Source organism: Undibacterium sp. RuTC16W, from assembly GCF_049339445.1.
In the GTDB taxonomy this organism is placed as follows: domain Bacteria; phylum Pseudomonadota; class Gammaproteobacteria; order Burkholderiales; family Burkholderiaceae_D; genus Undibacterium.
On sequence record NZ_JBMPPE010000007.1, the window covers coordinates 96,696 to 119,017 of the forward strand.

The following is a 22,322-nucleotide window of genomic DNA, read 5'->3' on the forward strand; positions in this document are numbered from 1 at the left end:
TATTTAACCACTCGCGCCATCCAATGGTTGACCAGTTTTATAATTACTTACAAATCATGGCCTGCATAAAATGCTTGGAAGTGTCAGGTAAATTTGAAGCGGGACGCGTAGATTGAGCCGATTTCTACAATTTCAACCCTGACTTATTCTTCATCAGGCTTAATCTGACTTGCGCGTCTCTGCAAATAAGCATCACGGATAAATACATATTTATCCAAGGCTGCCTCTTCAATCAAATTACCGGCATCCAGTACCGATGCACGCTTATCAACCAGACGCAACACTGTTCCGGTATTTCTGACATATACCGGCGTCGTATAAGACCATAAATCCCCCTTCAGATCGATAGGCGTCACAATTGCGTCACGCAAAGTCGAGGGACCAAAGACCGGCAATACCAGATAGGGGCCGGATTTCACACCCCAGGTTCCCAGAGTCTGCCCAAAGTCTTCTCTGTGTTTAGGCATCCCTGCTGCTGATCCAATATCGATTAAACCGCCCAGACCGAATGTGCTATTGACGGCAACACGCATTACGTCCGTCACGCCATCAGCCACCCGACCCTGCAGCAAATTATTCACCGCAGTCCAGACATCACCGATATTGCCAAAAAAATTACCGATGCCGGTTTGAACAAAAGATGGCGTCACCGTCTGATAAGCCTTTGCAACCGGTTTCAAAATCGCCTGATCAATTGCATCATTGAAACTGAACATAGTGCGATTAAACCCCTCCAGCGGATCACGGGGATTATTTCCGATATTCGTTTTCTCACTGATCGTGCTTAAAGTCTGTGTGGTGGTGTTTTTAATTTCTTTGACCGTATTCGTGCCGCAGGCACTCAGCAACACTGTGAGCGCCAGTAATGCGCCAATATTTTTTAATTGTAATGTCATTTGCTTTCATCCTTGCCTTCAGCGGCTTTACTGAACAGGAACTGACTGATCAGATTTTCCAGAACAACTGCCGACTGAGTCATTTTAATTCTGTCACCGGCAGCCAGATTATTGGTGTCACCACCCGGCTCCAGTCCTATATATTGCTCACCTAACAGACCTGCTGTAAGAATTTTGGCAGAGGTATCTTTAGGGAATTTATAACGATTTTCTAATTGCAAGGTCACACTTGCCTGGTAAGTTTTATCATCAAATTTAATTTCACCGACGCGACCCACCACGACACCGGCACTCTTCACAGCGGCACGTGGTTTCAGCCCGCCGATATTATCGAAGCGAGTAACCACTTCATAAGTCTTATCAAACGACAGCGTACTCATATTGCCTGCCTTGAGCGCCAGAAATAACAAAGCAGCAGCACCCAGCAACACAAATAAGCCAACCCAGAAATCCAATGATTTTTTTTGCATAGACACCATCCAATTCATTCAATAAGCTCACCCACCCGGGGAGCGCACAATCTGTTTACGCTTACTGCGATATCTACTGAAACATCCAGGCCGTCAGCAAAAAATCCAGCCATAAAACCAACAGAGAAGAAATCACGACAGTCCGTGTCGTCGCACGCGCCACGCCCTCAGGAGTCGGCTGTGCTTCATAACCCTGAAACAGAGCAACGAAGGTGACTGCAAAACCAAATACGACGCTTTTTATCACGCCGTTACCAATATCCTGAAATACGTCAACGCCAGCCTGCATTTGCGACCAGAACGCACCGTTATCAACACCAATCAGTTTCACACCAACCAGATAACCGCCAATGACACCCATTGCATTGAAGATCGCCGTAAGAATAGGCATCGCAATTAAACCCGCCAGGAACCGTGGCGCAATAACTCGCTGAATCGGATTCACTGCCATCATCTCCATTGCGGCCAATTGCTCACCCGCCTTCATCAAACCGATTTCCGCAGTCAGTGAAGTTCCCGCACGACCAGCAAACAATAAGGCCGTCACTACAGGACCAAGTTCACGCGTCAGAGATAACGCGACCAGCAGGCCCAGCGCCTCCTCCGAACCATAGCGATTCAGTGTGTAATACCCTTGATAGCCCAACACAAAGCCAACAAACAAACCAGAAATAGCAATAATCACCAGAGAATAATTTCCGATGAAGTGAATCTGGTCAGTCACCAGACGCGGCCTGCGCCAGAGACCGAATGTACTGAATAGAATTTGAAAAAAACTACGTGTTGCATACCCCAGGTCACTTGCAGTTTCTCTGACCAGTTTTCCAAGACGAGCAATCATCGCGCGTCCTCTTGATTTTTTATAGACAACCGTACCGGAGCACGGATACTCAAATCATCTGCCATGGACTTGCCCGGATAATGGAATGGAACAGGACCATCACTTTCAGCATTCACAAACTGTTTAACGTAAGGATCGCTAGAAGTACGCATGTCGTCAGGAGTACCCTGTGCAACAATTTTTCCCTGAGACAAAAAATACACATAATCTGCAATCGCAAACGATTCATGTACGTCATGCGACACAAGAATGGAGGTAGACCCCAAAGCATCGTTCAAGTTCCTGATCAGATTTGCAGTAACGCCCATAGAAATAGGATCAAGGCCAGCGAACGGCTCGTCGTACATTATTAACTGAGGATCCAGTGCAACAGCTCTGGCCAGCGCAACGCGGCGCGCCATACCACCAGAAATTTCAGCAGGCTTTAATTGCGCGGCATTACGCAAACCGACGGCCTGTAATTTCATCAATACCAGGTCTCGCAACATCTCCGGCGTCAGATTCGTGTGCTCACGAAAAGGAAAAGCAACGTTGTCAAAAACACTCAGATCAGTGAAGAGAGCACCATGCTGAAATAACATCCCCATCTTACGACGCAAAGCGTACAGCGCATTTGTGTCAAGAGTGTGTACTACCTGACCATCAACGGCAACCGAGCCCTGCTTAGGCTGCAACTGCCCGCCAATCAGGCGCAAGATCGTGGTTTTACCCGACCCGGAGCCGCCCATTACAGCAATCACTTTGCGGCGGGGAAAATCCATATGGAGCCCCGATAAGATCGAGCGGTCGCCATAGCCAAAGTGCAGGTCACGAATTTCGACGAGATTAGTCACAGATAGGTGATAGGTTTGCAAAGCTGAGATTGTAATCCAGAACGAGAAATCAGGCTTGCAAGCAATTCACGTTGTAAAAATACGCAATTTACAAAATATTTCTTATAATTATTATTTATGGAATTAAATTTCAAAAAATAGATTAAATATAGAATCTATTTTCCATATAGATAGCATTTCAAATATTAAATAAATGAACCTTAAGTCAGCAATTAATATTTAATTACCATTTTGGCTACAAATTTACATCAACTGAGTAAATTTTTCATTCACTACGACATTATTTAAAACCACAGATGGATTTGATACATCTGGATCACAATGCAAAAAGGCCTGTAAACAAAGTTTACAGGCCTTTTCAAAAAACTACATAAATGAAGCAATCACCGCGGTAATACAGACTCCCCCATTAAAGCCATATCTACCTCACGGGCGCACTGACGCCCCTCTCTGATCGCCCATACCACTAGGGACTGACCACGGCGCATATCACCTGCTGCGTAGACTTTCTCTACATTGGTTTTGTAACAATCGACGCCGTCCGTCGTTGCTCTGGCGTTGCCGCGGGTATCTTTTTCTACGCCGAATGCATCAAGTACTTGCTGGACTGGCGAGACGAAACCCATGGCCAGCAAAACGAGATCTGCCTTCATTTCGAACTCTGAATCAGGCACTTCCTGCATTTTGCCGTCTTTCCACTCTACGCGAACGGCGATCAGCTTCTCGACTTTGCCATTTTTACCTTCCAGGCGCTTTGTCGCCACAGCCCAGTCACGCTCACAGCCCTCTTCGTGCGAGGACGATGTGCGCATTTTGATGGGCCAATACGGCCATACCATCGGCTTGTTTTCTTGCTCGGGTGGTTGCGGCATCAGTTCAAATTGCGTTACGGATTTAGCGCCATGACGGTTAGATGTCCCAACGCAATCCGATCCAGTATCGCCACCACCGATTACCACAACATGCTTCGCGCTGGCCATGATCTGGTCCTTGACCTTATCCCCGGCATTAACTTTGTTTTGTAATGGCAGGAAATCCATTGCAAAATGCACGCCTTTTAGTTCACGGCCTGGCACTGGCAAATCACGCGGTGTTTCTGCACCACCGGCGATAATGACGGCATCAAAATCTTTTTGCAGTTGCTCTGGTGTGATGGTTTCTTTCGACCAGTTCGTGACCGTCGAAGGAAAATCCTTGCCGACCAGCGTACTCGTACGGAAAACAACTCCCTCCGCTTGCATCTGCTCTACGCGGCGGTCAATATGGGACTTTTCCATTTTAAAATCAGGAATGCCATAGCGGAGCAAACCACCGGCGCGATCATTTTTTTCAAACACGGTCACACTGTGTCCGACGCGTGCTAACTGCTGCGCAGCAGCCAAACCTGCGGGACCAGAGCCAACAATCGCAACCTTTTTACCAGTTTTCATTGCAGCCGGTTGTGGTAGAACCCATCCGTTTTCCCAACCTTTATCGATGATGAAGTGTTCAATCGACTTGATACCAACTGCGTCGCTGTTAATACCCAAAGTGCATGCAGATTCGCAAGGTGCGGGACAGATACGGCCGGTAAATTCCGGAAAATTGTTGGTGGAATGCAGTGTATCTAATGCAAGCTTGTAATTACCGTGATAAACAAGATCGTTCCAGTCGGGAATAATATTATTGACAGGACAACCGTTATTGCAGAACGGGATGCCGCAGTCCATGCAACGTGCGCCCTGAATTTTTGCCTGGTCATCAGTGAGATGCAGCGAGAATTCTTTGTAATGCTTTTTGCGTAATTGTGGTTCTTCGCTTGCCTCTTGCAAACGCTGGTATTCCATAAAACCGGTTACTTTACCCATGTCTATTCCTTCGATTCTGGTGCGGGACTTGCCCGACTATTCAACAGATTTGCTGGCGCGGGCTTGCGCCCGCGGCACTCAACAAATCAACAAACATCTACACGATTAGGCGGCAACTTTCTGCTTAGCGCTCTGTGCTTGTTTAGCAGCGAACATCTCAGCAAGCGCTCGTTTGTATTCTGTCGGGAATACTTTGACGAATTTAGAACGCCCGCGTGCCCAGTCATCCAGTAAATTACGGGCACGTGTGCTGCCTGTATGTTTGAAATGACGCTCAATCAGACCACGCAGAATAGCTTCATCTGTCTCACCTTCACCACCACGTAGGCGGCTGTGCCAGATCGACGGATCAACCGTGGCGACCTGTACATCGCCCGCCATTACCGGCTCCAGCGTGACCATGGACATATTGCATTTCGCTTCGAATTCACCGTCGGGATCGTAGACATAAGCAATACCGCCAGACATACCTGCAGCAAAGTTACGACCAGTATCACCCAGTACGATTACGGTACCGCCTGTCATGTATTCACAACCATGATCGCCGGTACCTTCAACGACTGCCAGGGCGCCGGAGTTACGTACCGCGAAGCGTTCGCCAGCGACGCCATTAATATAGGCTTCACCTGAGATTGCGCCATACAGTACGGTGTTACCGCAAATAATATTGTCTACTGCCCAGCCACGGAATTCCGTGTTAGGGCGAATGATGATGCGGCCACCGGATAAACCTTTGCCGACATAATCGTTACCCTCACCGACCAGATCCAAGGTGACGCCATGCGCAAGGAAAGCACCGGCGGATTGGCCTGCAGTACCTTGTAACTGAATATGAATCGTATCGTCTGGCAAACCCGCATGTCCATAACGCTTGGCAACCTCACCGGACAGCATGGTGCCGACAGTACGGTTCAAGTTCTTGATCGGTGAAATGAACGAAACTTTTTCACCCGTTTCTAAGGCTGTTTTTGCCTGCGCAATCAGCTTATTATCCAAGGCATTTTCTAAACCGTGATCCTGACCATCAACATGTTTAATTGGTGTGCCTGTAGCAACTTCTGGCTGATAAAAAATCCGGCTAAAATCTAAGCCTTTCGCTTTCCAATGAGAAATTGCTTTTGATTTATCGAGCAAATCCACACGTCCAATCAATTCTTCATAAGTGCGGATACCCAGCTGTGCCATGATCTGACGCACTTCTTCTGCGACAAAGAAGAAATAATTCACAACGTATTCGGGTTTGCCGGAGAATTTTGCACGCAGTACCGGATCTTGCGTCGCCACACCAACCGGGCAAGTATTCAAATGACACTTGCGCATCATGATGCAACCTTCGACAACCAGCGGTGCCGTCGCAAAACCGATTTCATCTGCACCTAGCATTGCTGCAATAGCGACGTCACGGCCTGTTTTCATCTGACCATCAGCTTGCACCCGGACACGACCGCGCAAGCCGTTCAGCACCAAAGTCTGCTGTGTCTCAGACAGACCTAATTCCCAAGGTGTACCTGCATGCTTGACCGATGACAAAGGCGATGCCCCTGTACCGCCGTCATGCCCGGCAATTACCAGATGATCGGCTTTTGCTTTAGACACACCGGCAGCAACAGTCCCCACACCGACCTCAGATACCAGCTTGACCGAGATGGAGGCTTTCGGATTGGCATTTTTCAAATCGTGAATCAACTGTGCCAAATCTTCAATCGAATAAATATCGTGATGCGGTGGCGGAGAAATCAGACCCACGCCAGGTACAGAGAAACGCAATTTTGCGATGTATTCCGATACTTTATGACCAGGTAACTGACCGCCCTCACCCGGCTTGGCACCTTGTGCCATTTTGATTTGAATTTGATCGGCAGAGATCAGATACTCTGTCGTCACACCAAAACGACCAGAGGCAACCTGCTTGATGCGGGAGCGCAGGGAGTCACCATCTTGCAAAGGAATATCAACTTCAATCTGATCTTTACCGATTACCGAGGCCAGAGTTTGGCCCTGTTTAATCGGAATGCCTTTTAGCTCTTGCTGATAACGTGCCGGATCTTCGCCACCTTCACCGGTGTTCGACTTGCCGCCAATACGGTTCATCGCAATCGCCAGTGTTGCATGAGCTTCGGTACTGATAGAACCCAGAGACATTGCGCCAGTGGCAAAGCGCTTGACGATTTCTTTTGCAGGTTCGACCTGATCAAGAGGAATAGCTTTCACCGGATCAATCTTGAATTCAAACAAACCACGCAAAGTCATATGGCGCTTTGACTGATCATTGATGATCTGTGCGTATTCTTTATAAGAATTGAAGTTGTTAGCACGTGTCGAATGCTGCAATTTAGCAATCGCATCTGGTGTCCACATATGGTCTTCACCGCGAATACGGAACGCATATTCTCCGCCTGCATCCAGCGCATTTTCCAGCACAGGATCACTACCAAATGCCAGCGCATGCAAACGCAACGCTTCTTCTGCGACTTCAAAGACACCAATGCCTTCTACATTCGATGCAGTACCTTTAAAGTATTTATCCACCAGTGATTTATTCAAACCAATGGCTTCAAAAATCTGCGCGCCGCAATAGGACATATAGGTCGAGATACCCATTTTCGACATGACCTTCATGAGGCCTTTGCCAATGGCTTTGGTGTAATTGTAGATCGCCTTCTCTGCGGACAAATCACCTGATAAATCTTTCGCCATATCTGCTAGCGTTTGCATTGCCAGGTAGGGATGAACAGCTTCCGCACCATAGCCTGCCAGCAAGGCAAAATGATGGGTTTCACGCGCAGAACCTGTTTCGACTACCAGACCTGTCGTGGTACGCAAGCCTTTAGAAACTAAATGTTGGTGAACGGTAGAAGTCGCCAGCAAAGCAGGAATCGCCACATTACTTTCATCTATCTTGCGGTCTGTAATGATCATGATGTTGTGGCCAGATTTGACCGCATCCACGACTTCTGCACAGATCGACGCCAGGCGAGCTTCAATACCATCTTTACCCCAGGCGACCGGATAGCAAATATCGAGTTCGTAGGATTTGAACTTGCCACCGGTATTCGCACTGATGTTGCGCAGTTTGGCGATATCAGAAAAATCCAATACCGGCTGCGATACTTCCAGACGCATTGGCGGATTAATATTATTCGTGTCCAGTAAATTTGGCTTTGGTCCGATGAACGACACCAGCGACATGACCATCGCTTCACGAATCGGATCGATAGGCGGATTCGTTACCTGTGCAAACAACTGCTTAAAGTAGTTGTACAGTGGCTTGAGTTTATTCGACATGACCGCCAGGGACGAGTCATTACCCATGGAGCCAATCGCCTCTTCAGCACTGGTCGCCATAGGTGCCATCAGGAATTTTAAATCTTCTTGCGTATAGCCAAATGCCTGCTGCTGATCCAGTAAAGTCGCGCTGGATGGCGCAACCGCCTGTTCGGCTTTTAGTGCGTTGAGCTTGATACGTACTGATTGTATCCACTGCTTGTATGGCTTGGCATTGGAGTAGGTATCTTTGATTTCTTTATCGTCGATGATGCGGCCGGCGTCCAGATCAATCAGGAACATCTTGCCAGGTTGCAGACGCCATTTCTTGATAATTTTTGATTCGGGAATTGGCAAGACACCGGATTCCGACGCCATCACCACCAGATCATCGTCTGTCACGATATAGCGCGCTGGGCGCAAACCATTACGATCCAAGGTGCCGCCAATCTGGCGACCATCAGTAAACGCCATCGCAGCAGGACCATCCCATGGCTCCATCATCGCCGCATGATATTCATAGAATGCTCGACGGTTGTCATCCATCATGGTGTGATTTTCCCAGGCTTCCGGGATCATCATCATCATTGCTTGAGCAATCGGATAACCCGCCATCACCAAGAGTTCAAGCGCATTGTCAAAACTCGCCGTGTCGGACTGACCTTCAAAAATCAGCGGATACAGTTTTTGCAGATCGTCGCCGAGCACTGCTGACTTCATCACGCCTTCACGCGCACGCATCCAGTTGAAGTTACCTTTGACGGTATTGATCTCACCGTTATGCGCAATCATGCGATATGGATGAGCCAGCGGCCATTCAGGAAAAGTATTCGTGGAGAAACGCTGATGCACCAGTGCCAGAGCGGAAACGCAACGCGGGTCTTGCAAGTCTTTGTAGTAGACGCCGACCTGATCGGCCAGCAATAAGCCTTTGTAGACGATGGTACGGGCCGACATTGACGGCACGAAGTATTCTTTGCCGTGGATCAGCTTCAATGCCTCAATCGCGTGCACAGCCGATTTACGGATGACGTACAACTTGCGCTCCAGCGCATCCGTCACCATGATGTCGGCACCACGACCAATAAATATTTGACGAATGACCGGTTCTTTTTCACGGACCAGAGGCGACATCGGCATATCGGTATCGACAGGCACATCGCGCCAGCCCAGTACAACCTGACCTTCGGCACGTACCGCACGTTCAATCTCTTGTTCGCAGGCCAGGCGGGAAGCGTGTTCTTTCGGCAGGAAAATCATGCCGACGCCGTACTCACCGGGTGGTGGCAACTCGATACCTTGCTTGCTCATTTCCTCACGATAATACTGGTCCGGAATCTGAATCAGCACACCAGCGCCATCGCCCATGAGTTTGTCAGCACCAACCGCGCCGCGATGATCGAGATTTTTTAAGATCAACAGACCTTGCTCAACAATCGCGTGAGATTTTTTACCTTTGATATGTGCCACAAAGCCCACACCGCAGGCGTCGTGTTCGTTAGCTGGGTCGTACAGGCCTTGCGCATGCATCATGATTCTCCACATTGAAAATAGGGTTGAATCGTAGAATAGTGCAGCGCAATAGAAACCACAACAATAAAATTTAGGGTCGGAGTAAAATTAAATGCACGTAAATTTATAAATTATTAAATTAGGGACATAGTAAATACGGGCAAATTATAAAGCAATTAATGGCTTTACACTGCCTCCTCCAGCACCTTTCTTGGCCTGCCGCGTTTCATTGGTGCCACCCGACGCTCGGTCAGTCTGACCATTTCTGCCTTGAATGCATCGGAACCAATCAACCACCCTTTTAACGCCGCGTCCATCATGGCAGCGATGTCTGCGACAGCTAATGGTTTTTGCATCATGTCCTTATACGCCGCCTCGCGCTGAAATGGCGTATTGCCTAATTGCCAATATAAAGCGTGATCTGTCACCAGCGGATCTATTTTCAAACCAATATGGTGCTGGTAGCTTGACCAGGGATATTCCTGCGCATCGGCGACAACTTTTGTTCGAACCGGGTTGCTTTCTATTGACAGGCTGCATTTCAAAAAATAGCTTTCAGCCTCCAGCACTGTCGCTCGATAACGCCCCTGCCATAAACTGCCGGACCGCTGATATTTACGATTAAAATAAGGGACATAGTGGCGCCCCACCCACTGCATCATCTTTGCAATCCCCGTTTCATCCGACGGCGTGACAAGCAGATGCAGATGATCCGGCATCAAAATGTATGTGTGTATCGCCACCTGGAATGCTTTTGCAGCATCACGTAACCATTGTAAAAAGATGACGTAATCCTCCGTATCCTGAAAGATTCCCTGGGGATGATTGCCTCGCTGGATAATGTGATGCAGTTGTTGTGGAATCACGAGACGACTTAGTCTGGCCATGATAATAAAGATCCGTAAGATCGTTCTGTTGACAATAAGTCAGCCATTGTAAAACAGCGCCCGTGAATTGCATGGGCAAAAATATGTACTTTAACGAAAAAGCGGATTCTTACAAAAAAGCAATGTCGGCAATCAGTAGCGTCACCTCACAAATTCTGACCGTTAATACCAATCTTTTGTTGACCAGTGCGTACTCCTTGCGTAAGGTAAATAATCGTATCCGATCAACGAGAATCGAACTTTGCATATAAAAAATGGAGACATCATGTTACCGAACTTACTGCAATTCAAATCCTGGGGTCTAGGTAAAAAGCTGTCTGGTACCGTCTTCGCACTTATCTTCATTACCTTCCTGAGTTTCGTTGCCGGTATAGGCCAGGCAACCTATAAATTAATGGAAAACCGCTCGGTAGAAGACATTCATCATCTGGTCGCTACCGTCAGCAATATGCTCGACATCTATGACAAAACGGTTCGCCAGGATGCAATAAGGGCAAACAGACTATTCCAAACCGGATTTTCCCCGGAATTCACTGTAGACACTAGTCAACAAATCGATGTATCAGGAAAATCGGTCAATACGCTGAAAAATGGCGATGTCGTCATCAACATGAATACGACTATTGTCGACAAGTTCAGTATGAGTAGCAACGCCGTCGCAACCGTTTTTTTAAAACAAGGTGAAGACTTTATACGGATTACGACTTCGGTAAAAAAAGAGAATGGCGAGCGTGCGCTTGGCACAGTTCTGGACAAAGCAGGCGCTGCCTACAGTCAAGTCAATCAAGGCCTGGAATACGTTGGAATTGCTACACTCTTCGGAAAAAATTATATGTCGGTGTATGCCCCGGTAAAAGATGCAGAAGGTAAAGTCATCGCCGTTTTATTTACCGGCATCGATATGAGCGACACACTAAAAGAACTGAAATCAAAAATTCAATCGATCAAAATCGGTGATACCGGCTACTTCTATGCTCTCAATGCCAAGGCGGGCAAAGACTACGGCACACTGACCATGCATCCAACAAAAGAAGGTACTAATCTCTTAGCATCAAAAGATGCATCAGGCCGCGAATTCATCAAAGAAATGATGGAAAAGAAAAGTGGCGTCATCGAATATCCGTGGCTCAATAAAGAGCTCGGCGAAACCTCTGCCCGCGACAAAATTGTTGTGTACACCCATGCCAAAGGATTCGACTGGGTCATTGCAGGAGGCACTTACATAGATGAAATCACTAAAAAAAGTGTCGAACTGCTGACCAAGTTTGCGATTATCGCCTTGCTGATGATGATCGGCATCACCTGGATCATTTCCATCATCATCAGACGCAGTGTCAGTGCGCCATTAGAACAGGTAGTCGCGACTGCAGAAAAAATGGCTATGGGCGATCTCAGTCACAATATGGATTCAGTCAGACACGATGAGATCGGCAAGCTCATCAACGCGATGAATGGCATCAACCTTGGGCTGAGCAGTGTACTCTCCGAAGTACGTGAAGGCACAGAAACTATCAACGTCGCTGCCCAGGAAATCGCCTCTGGCAACGCCGATTTGTCCAGCCGTACAGAATCTCAGGCAAGTTCGTTAGAGCAAACGGCAAGTTCGATGGAAGAGCTCATGTCTACCGTCAAACAGAACGTAGACAATGCAGTACAAGCGAACCAGCTGGTCGTATCTGCCAGCGGGGTTGCTGTGAAGGGCGGCACCGTGGTCGGACAGGTAGTCAGCACCATGAGCGAAATTAAAGATAGCTCACGCAAAATTGTCGACATCATCGGCGTCATCGACAGCATTGCATTCCAGACGAACATCCTCGCCCTAAATGCCGCCGTCGAAGCAGCGCGTGCGGGTGAACAGGGTCGCGGTTTCGCAGTTGTCGCCTCGGAAGTCCGCAATCTGGCACAACGCAGTGCCAGCGCTGCCAAAGAAATTAAAACGCTGATCGATGACTCTGTGACCAAGGTCGATCACGGCAGCAAATTAGTCGACGATGCAGGACAAACAATGACCGACATCGTCACCAGCGTTCAACATGTCGCCGATATCATGAAAGAAATTACTGCGGCAAGCCATGAGCAAAGTAGCGGTATTGAACAAATCAATCTGGCTGTTACACAAATGGATGAGATGACCCAACAGAACGCCGCGCTGGTAGAGCAAGCAGCCGCCGCAGCTGAAAGTATGCATGAGCAATCAGGCAAGTTATCAGCACTGGTCAGCCAATTCAACATTACACGACGTTAGCGCCTGCAAGACATTAATATAGCGAACTATTTACCCGATTATCAGTCGAAGAAGAATAACTGCCCGTATCGATGTAGCCTACATTTTGTTACATCAATCGCTCTGACAATGCAGAGACATGCGTTATATTTTCCGCATTCAAGATTTGGAGAAACTTACATGAAGAAAAAACTATTGTGCTTAATGCTTGCCTTCGCTGCATCAACGCAAGCCGACAATATAGAATCTTCTTCACCGCAATTGCTTTTACCTCAGCAATCACAATCGCAGGCCGCCGCACTGAGCGCACGGTTTCTGACGCGCTTCCACTACAAAGCGACCCCGCTTGATGGCGCGATGTCAGAAAAGATTTTTGATCGTTATCTGAAGTCGCTGGATCCGGAAAGACTGTTCTTTACGCAAGCCGATATCAATCAATTTTCCAGTGCGCGCACCAAACTTGACGATGCGATTTATCAGGAAGATCTGAATATCCCTTTCGCCATTTTCAATCTCTATGAAAAACGTCTGGTCGATCGCCTCAGCTATGCGCGGGATATTTTGAAAAAAGGGTTCGACTTTACTAAGCAAGAAAGTTATTCCTACGCACGGGAAAAAGAACCGTGGCCGCAGTCAGAAGACGAGGTCAAGGATCTCTGGCGCAAGCGGGTCAAGAATGACTGGTTGCGCCTGAAGCTGGCTGGCAAAGACGAAGCCGCAATCAAAGACACGCTGGATAAGCGCTACACCACATCGATTAACCGGGTGCGCAAGTACAAGAGCGACGATGCCTTCCAGGTCTTCATGAATGCCTACGCAACGTCGATTGAACCGCATACCAATTACCTGGGACCCCGTGCATCCGAAGATTTTGATATCGCGATGAAACTGTCACTGATCGGCATCGGCGCGGTACTGCAAGAGCGCGATGATTACACCACTATCCGCGAGCTGGTCGCGGGCGGCCCGGCCTCTTTATCCGGTCAGCTCAAAGTGGGGGATCGTATCGTTGGCGTCGCTCAGGGTAAAAATAGCCCGTTCACTGAAGTCATCGGCTGGCGTATTGATGATGTCGTGAACTTGATACGCGGCACCAAGGACACTGTCGTGACATTAGACATTTTGCCTGCGGATGCCAGCCTTGACGGCAAGCATCAGACGGTGAGTCTGGTCAGAGATAAAATCAAGCTCGAACAACAAGCCGCAAAAAAATCGATTATCCCAGTCAAGAGCGGCACGATCACACGTCAGATCGGCGTCATTTCGTTGCCGACTTTTTACCAGGATTTTGACGCCAAGCGTAAAGGTGAAAAGGACTTCCGCAGCGCCACACGCGATATTTCCCGTTTGCTTGACGAGCTTAAAAAAGAAAAAGTCGATAGCGTCCTGATCGACCTGCGTAATAACGGCGGCGGCTCGCTGGCTGAGGCAATCGAGTTAACCGGTTTATTTATCGACAAAGGTCCTGTCGTCCAGCAACGCAATTCCCAAGGAAAAATCAGCGTCGAAAGCGATAACGATGCCGGCGTCGCTTGGAATGGTCCTCTCGGCGTCCTGATCAACCGCGGCTCCGCATCCGCCTCCGAGATTTTCGCCGCAGCGATTCAGGATTACGGTCGCGGTGTCATCATCGGCGAACCTAGTTTCGGCAAAGGTACGGTACAAACTCTGGTCAATCTGGATCAGATGGCGCAAAACAGCAAGCCGAAATATGGCGAACTGAAGATGACCATCGCCCAGTTCTTCCGTATCAACGGCGGCACTACGCAATTGCGCGGCGTCACGCCGGATATCAGCTTCCCTAGCCTGACTGATCCTGAGAGTTTTGGCGAATCGAGCTATGACAATGCCCTGCCCTGGACTCAGATCAAGGCTGCCGATTACAAACCAACTGGCGACCTGACCGATCTGCTGCCACTGCTGCAAGTACGCTATGAATCACGTACCGCAAAGGATAAAGATTTTCAATATCTGCAAGAGGATATTGCCGAAGTTCAGGCACTGCGTAAGAAGAAACTCATTTCTTTAAACGAAGCAGAACGACGCAAGGAAAAAGAAACGCAAGAGGCTAAAATCAAACAGCGTGAAGCAAGCGAAAATGGCGGCAAAGCACCGACAAAAACCAAGTCTAAATCAGACGATGGTCTGCAAGCGAATGAACGCAATTTAGCCGCAGATATCGCCGCAGAGAAAGAGCAAAAAGACGCAAAAGATGTCCTGCTGAATGAGGCTGTTCATATTTTGAGCGATGAAGTAGATTTACTGAAGACAAATGCCAAATTGGCGGCACGAGTCCTGCCCGGCAACGCACTCAACACGATGCAGAAGCACGACTGATCTGAGCTAACCATCAGAGCGTTTTAACAGCCTCACTACAAGCCTGCGGATAAAAATCTGCAGGCTTTTTTATTGGCAATACAAACCAGAACTCAAGTGTGTACATGTCAAGACCGAAGAGTATGTCTGGTACGATATTTCTAGTATTTTTTGAGCATCCAAAAGGCAACTTCTAAAATTTCCAAATTAAAAATCATATTGATAGCACTGATGTAAAAGCCAAAACTGCTCACCACAGCGACACTGAGACACGAAGAAAAGACAGGAGTAAATCTTCTATGAAATATCGATTAAAGATTCTTTTTGAGGTTCTAAAAGCGAATCCGCAATACTGGTGAGGCTTATGGCATGAAATGCCTCTGGAAGCCGCACCAGTATTACGGATTCAATATTTAAATTCCCCGTTAAATGGTCGTTACGGTACCGCTAAGCTAGCGCTGAATTACAACGAAATTACAACTAAACTACAACTTAATTACCGCAAAATGCAGCTTCAGACTTTAATCAATACGACCTTTAATTAACATCCACTATGACGACATTTTCCACATCCGCAACATCAGTAGCGTCCACAGCTCAGGCAGCCAGATTATTATCTGAACGCCGCCGCACTGGTACTCAGGGCGAACGTCTTCCAGAATCATGCAGGCCCGGCGACCTGGCGGCTGCGCTGGCGATTCAGACCCTGGTGACAGCCGAACTTGGTGCTACTGTCCGCGCCTGGAAATGCGGCACACCCTCTGAGGGTAAACTGGTAGTCGCACCGATTTACACAATCACCCGGGCAGAACAAGGTCACTGCCAAGTATGGAACAGGGCGGGTCAGGTACGCGTAGAACCGGAGCTTGCATTTGTTCTGGCGCAAGACCTGCCAGCCAGGACAGAGCCGTATAGCGATGAGGAAATTGACGCTGCTATCGGTTCGGTCCATCTGGCTCTGGAATTAATCGATAGCCGCTACACCTCGCCGGGATCAGTCAGCTTCGCAGAAAATCTGGCTGACGGATTATTGAATCAAGGTCTGTTCATTGGTCCGCAACTGAGCGCGATGGAATTGAGCGAAATACACGCCGGCACGCGAGAACATGTGTGCATTGATGTTCATACAGAAGCTCAGGCAACAAAGCAATTCAAGGGCCGTCATCCCGATGCTGATCCACGGATTCCCTTGTACTGGCTGGTCAATTATTTGCGTAGTCAAGGTCAGGCTTTGCTGGCAGGGCAAGCGGTCATTACCGGGTCGTATGCAGGCAGCTTTGAAGTACCAATAGATGCCACTACCAAAATAGTTTTTGGTGAACTTGGATTGCTTCAGGTACGTTTTTCTGCACGCTGAATTTATAGGTCAACGACGACTCCAATGACATTGATATGCCGATGGAATATAGGTGAAATTTCGATGAAATTCGAGTTAAAAACCAGATACGGCTAAAAGCAATTCAAATCAAAGAAAATCAAAGAAAATCAATTATGCCAGGATTGGCAAACTGATTGTAAAGCAGGTTCCGACCCTGGCTTTGCTCTCTGCATCAATTTTTCCATCCAGCAAAGAAGTGACAATATTGTGGGTGATGTGTAAGCCCAGACCTGAACTTCCGGCCCCCAGCTTGGTCGTGAAGAAAGGATCGTAAATATGTTTCAGATCTCCCTCAGGAATACCGACGCCATTATCTTTGACCGATAGCTTTATCCATTTTGGATGGACGCTGGCAGCGATCTCAATCACTCGATGATCGCGGCCCTCAAACGCATGAATCAGGCAGTTGTTGATCAGGTTGATCAATACTTGTGCCAGAGGGCCGGAATAACTCTCAATCGTCAATTCTGGCGGCAGATTTTGCACCAGCTTCACCGCATTTTTTTCCAGCAATGGCATCATCGTGCTGACAATGTCTGCGACAAAATCGGCTAATATAAAAGTCGATCGTTTGTAATTCGATTCGTCTACCGAGACCTGCTTAAAGCTGTTCACCAGATCAGCAGCCCTTTGCAAATTACGCTGCAAAATATCACTGGCCTGTATTGCTTCAGCGAGATAATGCTCAAGGGAGGATCGCTTCATCCCCTGCTCATAGGCATCCGCAAATTCACGGGTTAATTCTGACAATGTGCTGGCGACCATCAAGCCGTTACCGATAGGCGTATTGAGCTCGTGTGCGACACCTGCCACTAATGCTGCCAGTGCAGCAAGCTTGTCCCGTCTGACTAATTCTTCCTGCGTAATGCTCAGGTTATGCAAGGCACTGGCAAGCTCATGATTCGCCTTGCTCAACGCCATATTACTGACCTCTGCCCGCTCTTTTGCTGTCGATAATTCAGCAGTACGCTCGTTCACTAACTCGGTCAGATGATGACGATGGACCTCAAGCTCCTGCTCACGGCGGGTGCGCTCTATCGCAATCCCGGCAAGATACGTCGCAACGGCAATCTGTGTCATATCGGCAGGGCCGGGGCTTCGCACCTCGCGGTAATACATCGCAAAACTGCCCAGCACCTTATCCTTGTTCAGATAGATCGGCGATGACCAGCAGGCTCGTAGACCATGTTCAGCAACCAAATCTTTATAAGGCGCCCATAAAGGATCACTCATGATATCGCTGACAATGACCATCTCTTTTCGATACATCGCTGTACCGCAAGAGCCGACGGCAGGCCCGATCTCAAAGCCATCGAGTACGTTCATGTAGGATTCAGGCAAATTCGGACCAGCACCTTTGCGGATGTGAATGCCATCGTCATCCAGCAACAAGATAGAACACAGGACACCTTCAGACTGGGCTTCGATCAGCAACATCAACCGCGTCAATATCTCTCGTAAAGGAGCACCCTTCGCGATCATCTCCAGCAATTCGTTCTGACCGTTACGCAAATCCTCGGCCAGCTGTACCGCTTTATCCTGTTCGAGAGTCATCATCCGCACCCGTCTCCGTTTGCAATGATTTAGTGTAGGCGAAAGCTTATCACTTGTACATGTATTCAATGATTATAGTGACATCATCATGACACTAGGCGTGCGGGATTGTCCCTCTCTCCCGGTATTGTATCTACAACCAACGGAGAGCTAATGAAGCAACGAAAGACCGTCGATTCAAACATGAAAGCCAATGACTACTTGCCTATTTATATCGATTCAACTAACTTTAGATAGTAAGAGGCCTCATTTAAAAAAAAGTCATCTTATTCATCTGTTCACCCAATATAACAACAAGATAAATACCTTGAATCAATTCCCCCGCAAGGATATTTCACAATCAGTCTTTTTGAGTCGGCGAATATTCTGATCGACTTTTTTCTGGATTAGCTTATTAAAATTTTTCATTTCTGGCACAGCATACTTACATCAAAAAAATCGACAAATTTGACAAGAAAGATCCACAAAAAACTCGACGGCGATTCAAGAAAAAACGAACTCGCTATTTTTAACCCGTTCGCACTTTAATTACTTCCATGGAGTTGTAAATGAATATTCGCAATTTACCCATTGGCACTCGTCTTGGCGTTGGATTTGGACTGGTTTTGTTGCTGGCCACTTTGTCATCCGGCATCGGTCTGTGGCGCTTGAGTGAGGTTGCGGCGAATACTCGCGCCATGATGCAGGAGCCCCTGAAAAAAGAGCGGCTTACCGAAGAATGGTATCGCATTACCGTCGCGGGTCTGAAGCGTACGCTAGCGATTGTCAAAAGCACTGATCCCAGCCTCGCCGATTTTTTTGAGGCAGATATAAAAAATTCTTCAACCCGGAATAACGAGATCCAAAAATATATGGAAGACCATATCAGCTCATCAGCTGAAAAAGATCTGCTACAAAAAATTATTGTGATCCGAAAACAATATATCACCACCCGCGACCTGATCAATAACGCAAAAAAGGCAGAACAAGCGGACGAAGTTGCCAAATTGTTTGAACAATTTAAACCCATGTCAGATGCGTATCAAAAAAGTGAGCTTGACTATCTCGAATTCCAAAGAGAGTCGGTAGATAAACTCAGCAAAAATGTGGATGACATAGCCTCCGAAAGTAAAATATTGGTTATTTCTCTGATTCTCGTTTTCGTTATTTTCGGTGTAATTTGTGCATGGTATTTAACGCAGGGCATCACCAGGCCCATGAACAATGCGGTCAATCTGGCAAAAAGCGTTGCAGACGGCGACCTGACAAGCAAAATAGAAATCCATTCATCAGATGAAACTGGACAACTGATGCAAGCGCTCAAAAACATGAATGACGGATTATTGAAAATCGTCAATGAGGTGCGCAGCGGCACCGATACCATCGTCAGCGCTTCGACCGATATCGCAAATGGCAATCTAGATCTATCATCACGTACCGAAATGCAAGCAAGCTCGCTGGAAGAAACCGCGTCATCGATGGAAGAACTCACCAGCACCATGAAGCAAAATTCTGATAATGCGCGGCAAGCCAATCAGCTAGCTCATGCAGCCTCTGAAGTCGCCATCAAAGGTGGTGCCGTAGTCGCACAAGTCGTCAACACCATGGGTTCCATCAATGAGTCATCGAAAAAAATCGTCGATATCATTGCCGTGATTGACGGCATCGCGTTTCAAACTAACATCCTGGCCTTAAACGCGGCAGTAGAGGCTGCACGCGCGGGGGAACAGGGGCGCGGCTTTGCGGTTGTGGCATCCGAAGTACGCAATCTGGCGCAACGATCAGCCAGCGCAGCGAAAGAAATCAAAGCCCTGATTGCCGACTCTGTTGGCAAGGTCGAAGAAGGCTCTCAGCTGGTTGACCAGGCTGGCGCCACCATGAATGAGATCGTCCAGCGCGTCAAACACGTCACCGATATCATGGGCGAAATCAACAATGCCAGTAACGAACAATCATCCGGCATCGACCAGATCAATCATGCCGTCATGCAGATGGATGATGTCACACAAAAAAATGCAGCACTGGTCGAAGAAGCTGCCGCCGCGGCAAAAAGTATGCAGGATCAGGCAAATAGCCTGCTCGACGTCGTCAGTGTATTCAAATTAGCCTCAACAGCCACCTACAGAGCGCCTTATCTGGCGAGATGATTAGAATCGGTCTTCATGAAATTTTGGATTTGTTTGTTACTGGCGACTCTCTCGTGCAGACAGTCATATGCAATCGAGATGCTGCAGTTTCGTGTTGCGGCACAAGAATCTTCTGAGCCCAAATTTATCGCTGCAACACACAATGGCAAATCCGCGATCGCGGGTCTTTGTGTCGATATTTTTCGTGCCATAGAAAAAGCCGACCCCATTATTCAATTTACCGGAGATCAGACGTGGCAACCGCGCGCACGCATTGATAACAACCTCAAATCGGGAGCACTTGATGTCATTTGCGGCGTACAACATATCGAGCGCTTTGAAGCCATCTATGCGTTCATTGACACGCCGCTATTTTCCGTCAACTATTTACTCGCAGCACGCGCAGATGATAGCGTCGAGATTAATAGCTGGGACGATATCCGCAAACTAGGTAAAGACGGCATCATCCTGGCCATGCATGGCTTTGGCATCGTTGATATTCTTGAGGACCTCGGCGGACTGACAATCGACTCGGGCGGAACAACTCCCTTGTCTAATACTGGCTGGCCGCGGACGTTTTTATTGCCATCGTTCACCGGGCATCAAAACCGACATCCTCAAAGCAGGCATGGAGAACAAAGTCAGATTGATTAGCAAATTACAGTTCTCAGAAAAACTCTATATGGCGACGTCTAAGTATGTGCCAAACAGTGACCGCTTGAGAATCCGCTCAGCGCTTGTTGTTCTGCAAGCGAACGGAGAATTAAAAAGGCTGATGGATAAATATCAGGAGTGAGGCTTCTTGCTATCAATATGGCGATCTAAAGTAAAGGCATCTGCTATTGGGAGTTCCTGATCATTTATTTTTGCACGTTTCATTTTAAGGTTGAGCTATCCCGAAATGTGCGCGATACATAAATCTCGAAAAGTAATCCATTAAGAAATGTTGAGAGTCGAAATTGCAATATGTACAGTTTCCGATTGAAGCTCCATCTTCATTTCCAAAAATCACCAAAATTTCCACCAGCTTTTAGTAAGAACTTCACGTTTTTTACATTTGTAACCTGTCGGCTCTTTTTCAATGGCAGTTCTATTATCTTGATATTCAATACCTTGATATTCGCCACTATGATCGGTTAAAACAATTTTCCCTGAATTAAGCCAAGAAATAACTTTTTTCGCTTCTTCAGCTATACCTGGATAAAACTCATTTATTAGTTCTTGCTGATCTTGCGTGGTCAATTCCAGCCATGTTTCGCCTTTATATTTCTCACGAGGAACGATCACGGCGAGTCCGTATCCCAAACCAAGATTATCCAGAAAATAGTACCCGTCGCAATAGAGGTCGTAACATTCCTCAATATATTTATGTACATCTGCAGTACGATTTATGATTCTTTGAAGAACGTTCTTTAAATGCCATTCGTAGCATTTTCCAATCCCAATATGCTTTCGAAGTATTTTCCCTGCATCGTATAAAGACGAAGACGTTTGATAGTTTAAAGAAATTAATTCTAAATAATCGTCAGACGTTAATATCTCGCTCAATTTTTTTTCTGAATACACCCATCGCTCAAAATCGCTTTGCTCGATTTCTTTTAATAACAATTTGTAGATAGTAAGTTCAAATTCGCTCAATTGAGACACTCATACAAGTAACGTTTATATAATTTCATTGCTCATCGTTCGTGTTGATGGATGATGTAGCCACTGCTAGTGATAAAAGGCGATTTCGACAGTTGTACATGATTCGTTAGTACTGGTAGCGATTGTGGGACTTGGCGAAAGATTCGTATTTGATGAAGACGGCACCAGCTTCCTCAGATTGATTAAGAAATCTGGTGTTCTTCCTAGCTAAGTCAACAATTCCAGAACCGCGATCCCCTCCACAATTACTGGGCGTGGCAGAGAAAGACGGAAAAAGATAATTCGTTCGATTTCTTCGTTCCGGTACTTAAGAGGTAACCCAGATTCAAAAAATAAATCAGTCTCGATCAGCGATATATTGAAGTACCAAGCTAGGTAACGGGCAAGCGTGGTCTTTCCAGCAGCATATGATCCATTGATGGCAATGACACGTAGCGGCAGTCCGTATAAAGGCTGAGTCAGTGCAGCAGTCACAAGATCAAAGGCTGGCGAGTGAATTGACATAGGCGGTTAACGTGCCATCAATATAAAAATGCTAATTTAACATT

At 47.3% G+C, this 22,322-nt stretch carries 15 protein-coding genes; 5 read left to right on the plus strand and 10 right to left on the minus strand.

The window, feature by feature from the left end:
• Window positions 1-143: 143 nt before the first annotated feature.
• The 7 genes from ACO0K4_RS14450 to ACO0K4_RS14480 form a co-directional block, all read right to left on the minus strand.
• Window positions 144-896, minus strand: coding sequence for an MlaA family lipoprotein (locus ACO0K4_RS14450; protein ID WP_422957339.1), 753 nt, complete (start codon window positions 894-896; stop codon window positions 144-146).
• Complete coding sequence (gene mlaD, locus ACO0K4_RS14455) at window positions 893-1,366, minus strand: outer membrane lipid asymmetry maintenance protein MlaD (protein ID WP_422957340.1); 474 nt, start codon at window positions 1,364-1,366, stop codon at window positions 893-895. The genes ACO0K4_RS14450 and mlaD overlap by 4 nt, the downstream gene beginning before the upstream one ends.
• Before the next feature lie 73 nt (window positions 1,367-1,439).
• A complete protein-coding gene (mlaE, locus tag ACO0K4_RS14460; RefSeq protein WP_422957341.1) occupies window positions 1,440-2,207 on the minus strand; it encodes a lipid asymmetry maintenance ABC transporter permease subunit MlaE in 768 nt (255 codons plus the stop codon).
• Window positions 2,204-3,040, minus strand: a complete 837-nt coding sequence (locus ACO0K4_RS14465) for an ABC transporter ATP-binding protein (protein ID WP_422957342.1) — start codon at window positions 3,038-3,040, stop codon at window positions 2,204-2,206. The genes mlaE and ACO0K4_RS14465 overlap by 4 nt, the downstream gene beginning before the upstream one ends.
• A gap of 383 nt (window positions 3,041-3,423) precedes the next feature.
• Window positions 3,424-4,887, minus strand: a complete 1,464-nt coding sequence (locus tag ACO0K4_RS14470; RefSeq protein ID WP_422957343.1) for a glutamate synthase subunit beta — start codon at window positions 4,885-4,887, stop codon at window positions 3,424-3,426.
• Between the two features lie 105 nt (window positions 4,888-4,992).
• Entirely contained in the window at window positions 4,993-9,681 is a 4,689-nt protein-coding gene (locus tag ACO0K4_RS14475; protein ID WP_422957487.1) for a glutamate synthase-related protein, read from the minus strand.
• Between the two features lie 167 nt (window positions 9,682-9,848).
• Entirely contained in the window at window positions 9,849-10,550 is a 702-nt protein-coding gene (locus ACO0K4_RS14480) for a transposase (RefSeq protein ID WP_422957344.1), read from the minus strand.
• A gap of 265 nt (window positions 10,551-10,815) precedes the next feature.
• Here ACO0K4_RS14480 and ACO0K4_RS14485 point away from each other — a divergent pair, with 265 nt between their 5' ends.
• The 3 genes from ACO0K4_RS14485 (at window position 10,816) to ACO0K4_RS14495 (ending at window position 16,447) form a co-directional block, all read left to right on the plus strand.
• Entirely contained in the window at window positions 10,816-12,795 is a 1,980-nt protein-coding gene (locus tag ACO0K4_RS14485; RefSeq protein ID WP_422957345.1) for a methyl-accepting chemotaxis protein, read from the plus strand.
• A gap of 159 nt (window positions 12,796-12,954) precedes the next feature.
• Complete coding sequence (locus tag ACO0K4_RS14490) at window positions 12,955-15,111, plus strand: carboxy terminal-processing peptidase (RefSeq protein WP_422957346.1); 2,157 nt, start codon at window positions 12,955-12,957, stop codon at window positions 15,109-15,111.
• Between the two features lie 532 nt (window positions 15,112-15,643).
• Window positions 15,644-16,447, plus strand: a complete 804-nt coding sequence (locus tag ACO0K4_RS14495) for a hypothetical protein (protein ID WP_422957347.1) — start codon at window positions 15,644-15,646, stop codon at window positions 16,445-16,447.
• 132 nt (window positions 16,448-16,579) lie between these two features.
• On the opposite strand, the gene ACO0K4_RS14500 is transcribed toward ACO0K4_RS14495, so the two are convergent.
• Window positions 16,580-18,025: an ATP-binding protein gene (locus ACO0K4_RS14500; RefSeq protein ID WP_422957348.1), complete on the minus strand. Its 1,446-nt coding sequence runs from the start codon at window positions 18,023-18,025 to the stop codon at window positions 16,580-16,582.
• Window positions 18,026-18,570: 545 nt separating this feature from the next.
• On the opposite strand from ACO0K4_RS14500, the gene ACO0K4_RS14505 reads away from it, so the two are divergent.
• Together ACO0K4_RS14505 and ACO0K4_RS14510 are read left to right on the plus strand one after the other, a co-directional pair.
• A complete protein-coding gene (locus ACO0K4_RS14505) occupies window positions 18,571-20,148 on the plus strand; it encodes a methyl-accepting chemotaxis protein (protein ID WP_422957349.1) in 1,578 nt (525 codons plus the stop codon).
• Between the two features lie 78 nt (window positions 20,149-20,226).
• Window positions 20,227-20,781, plus strand: coding sequence for a hypothetical protein (locus tag ACO0K4_RS14510; protein WP_422957350.1), 555 nt, complete (start codon window positions 20,227-20,229; stop codon window positions 20,779-20,781).
• Between the two features lie 354 nt (window positions 20,782-21,135).
• Here ACO0K4_RS14510 and ACO0K4_RS14515 read toward each other — a convergent pair whose 3' ends face one another.
• Window positions 21,136-21,765 carry a hypothetical protein gene (locus ACO0K4_RS14515; RefSeq protein ID WP_422957351.1) on the minus strand — a complete coding sequence of 210 codons (630 nt, stop codon included), beginning with the start codon at window positions 21,763-21,765 and terminating at the stop codon, window positions 21,136-21,138.
• Window positions 21,766-21,981: 216 nt separating this feature from the next.
• A complete protein-coding gene (locus ACO0K4_RS14520) occupies window positions 21,982-22,278 on the minus strand; it encodes a hypothetical protein (protein WP_422957352.1) in 297 nt (98 codons plus the stop codon).
• Window positions 22,279-22,322 lie beyond the last annotated feature (44 nt).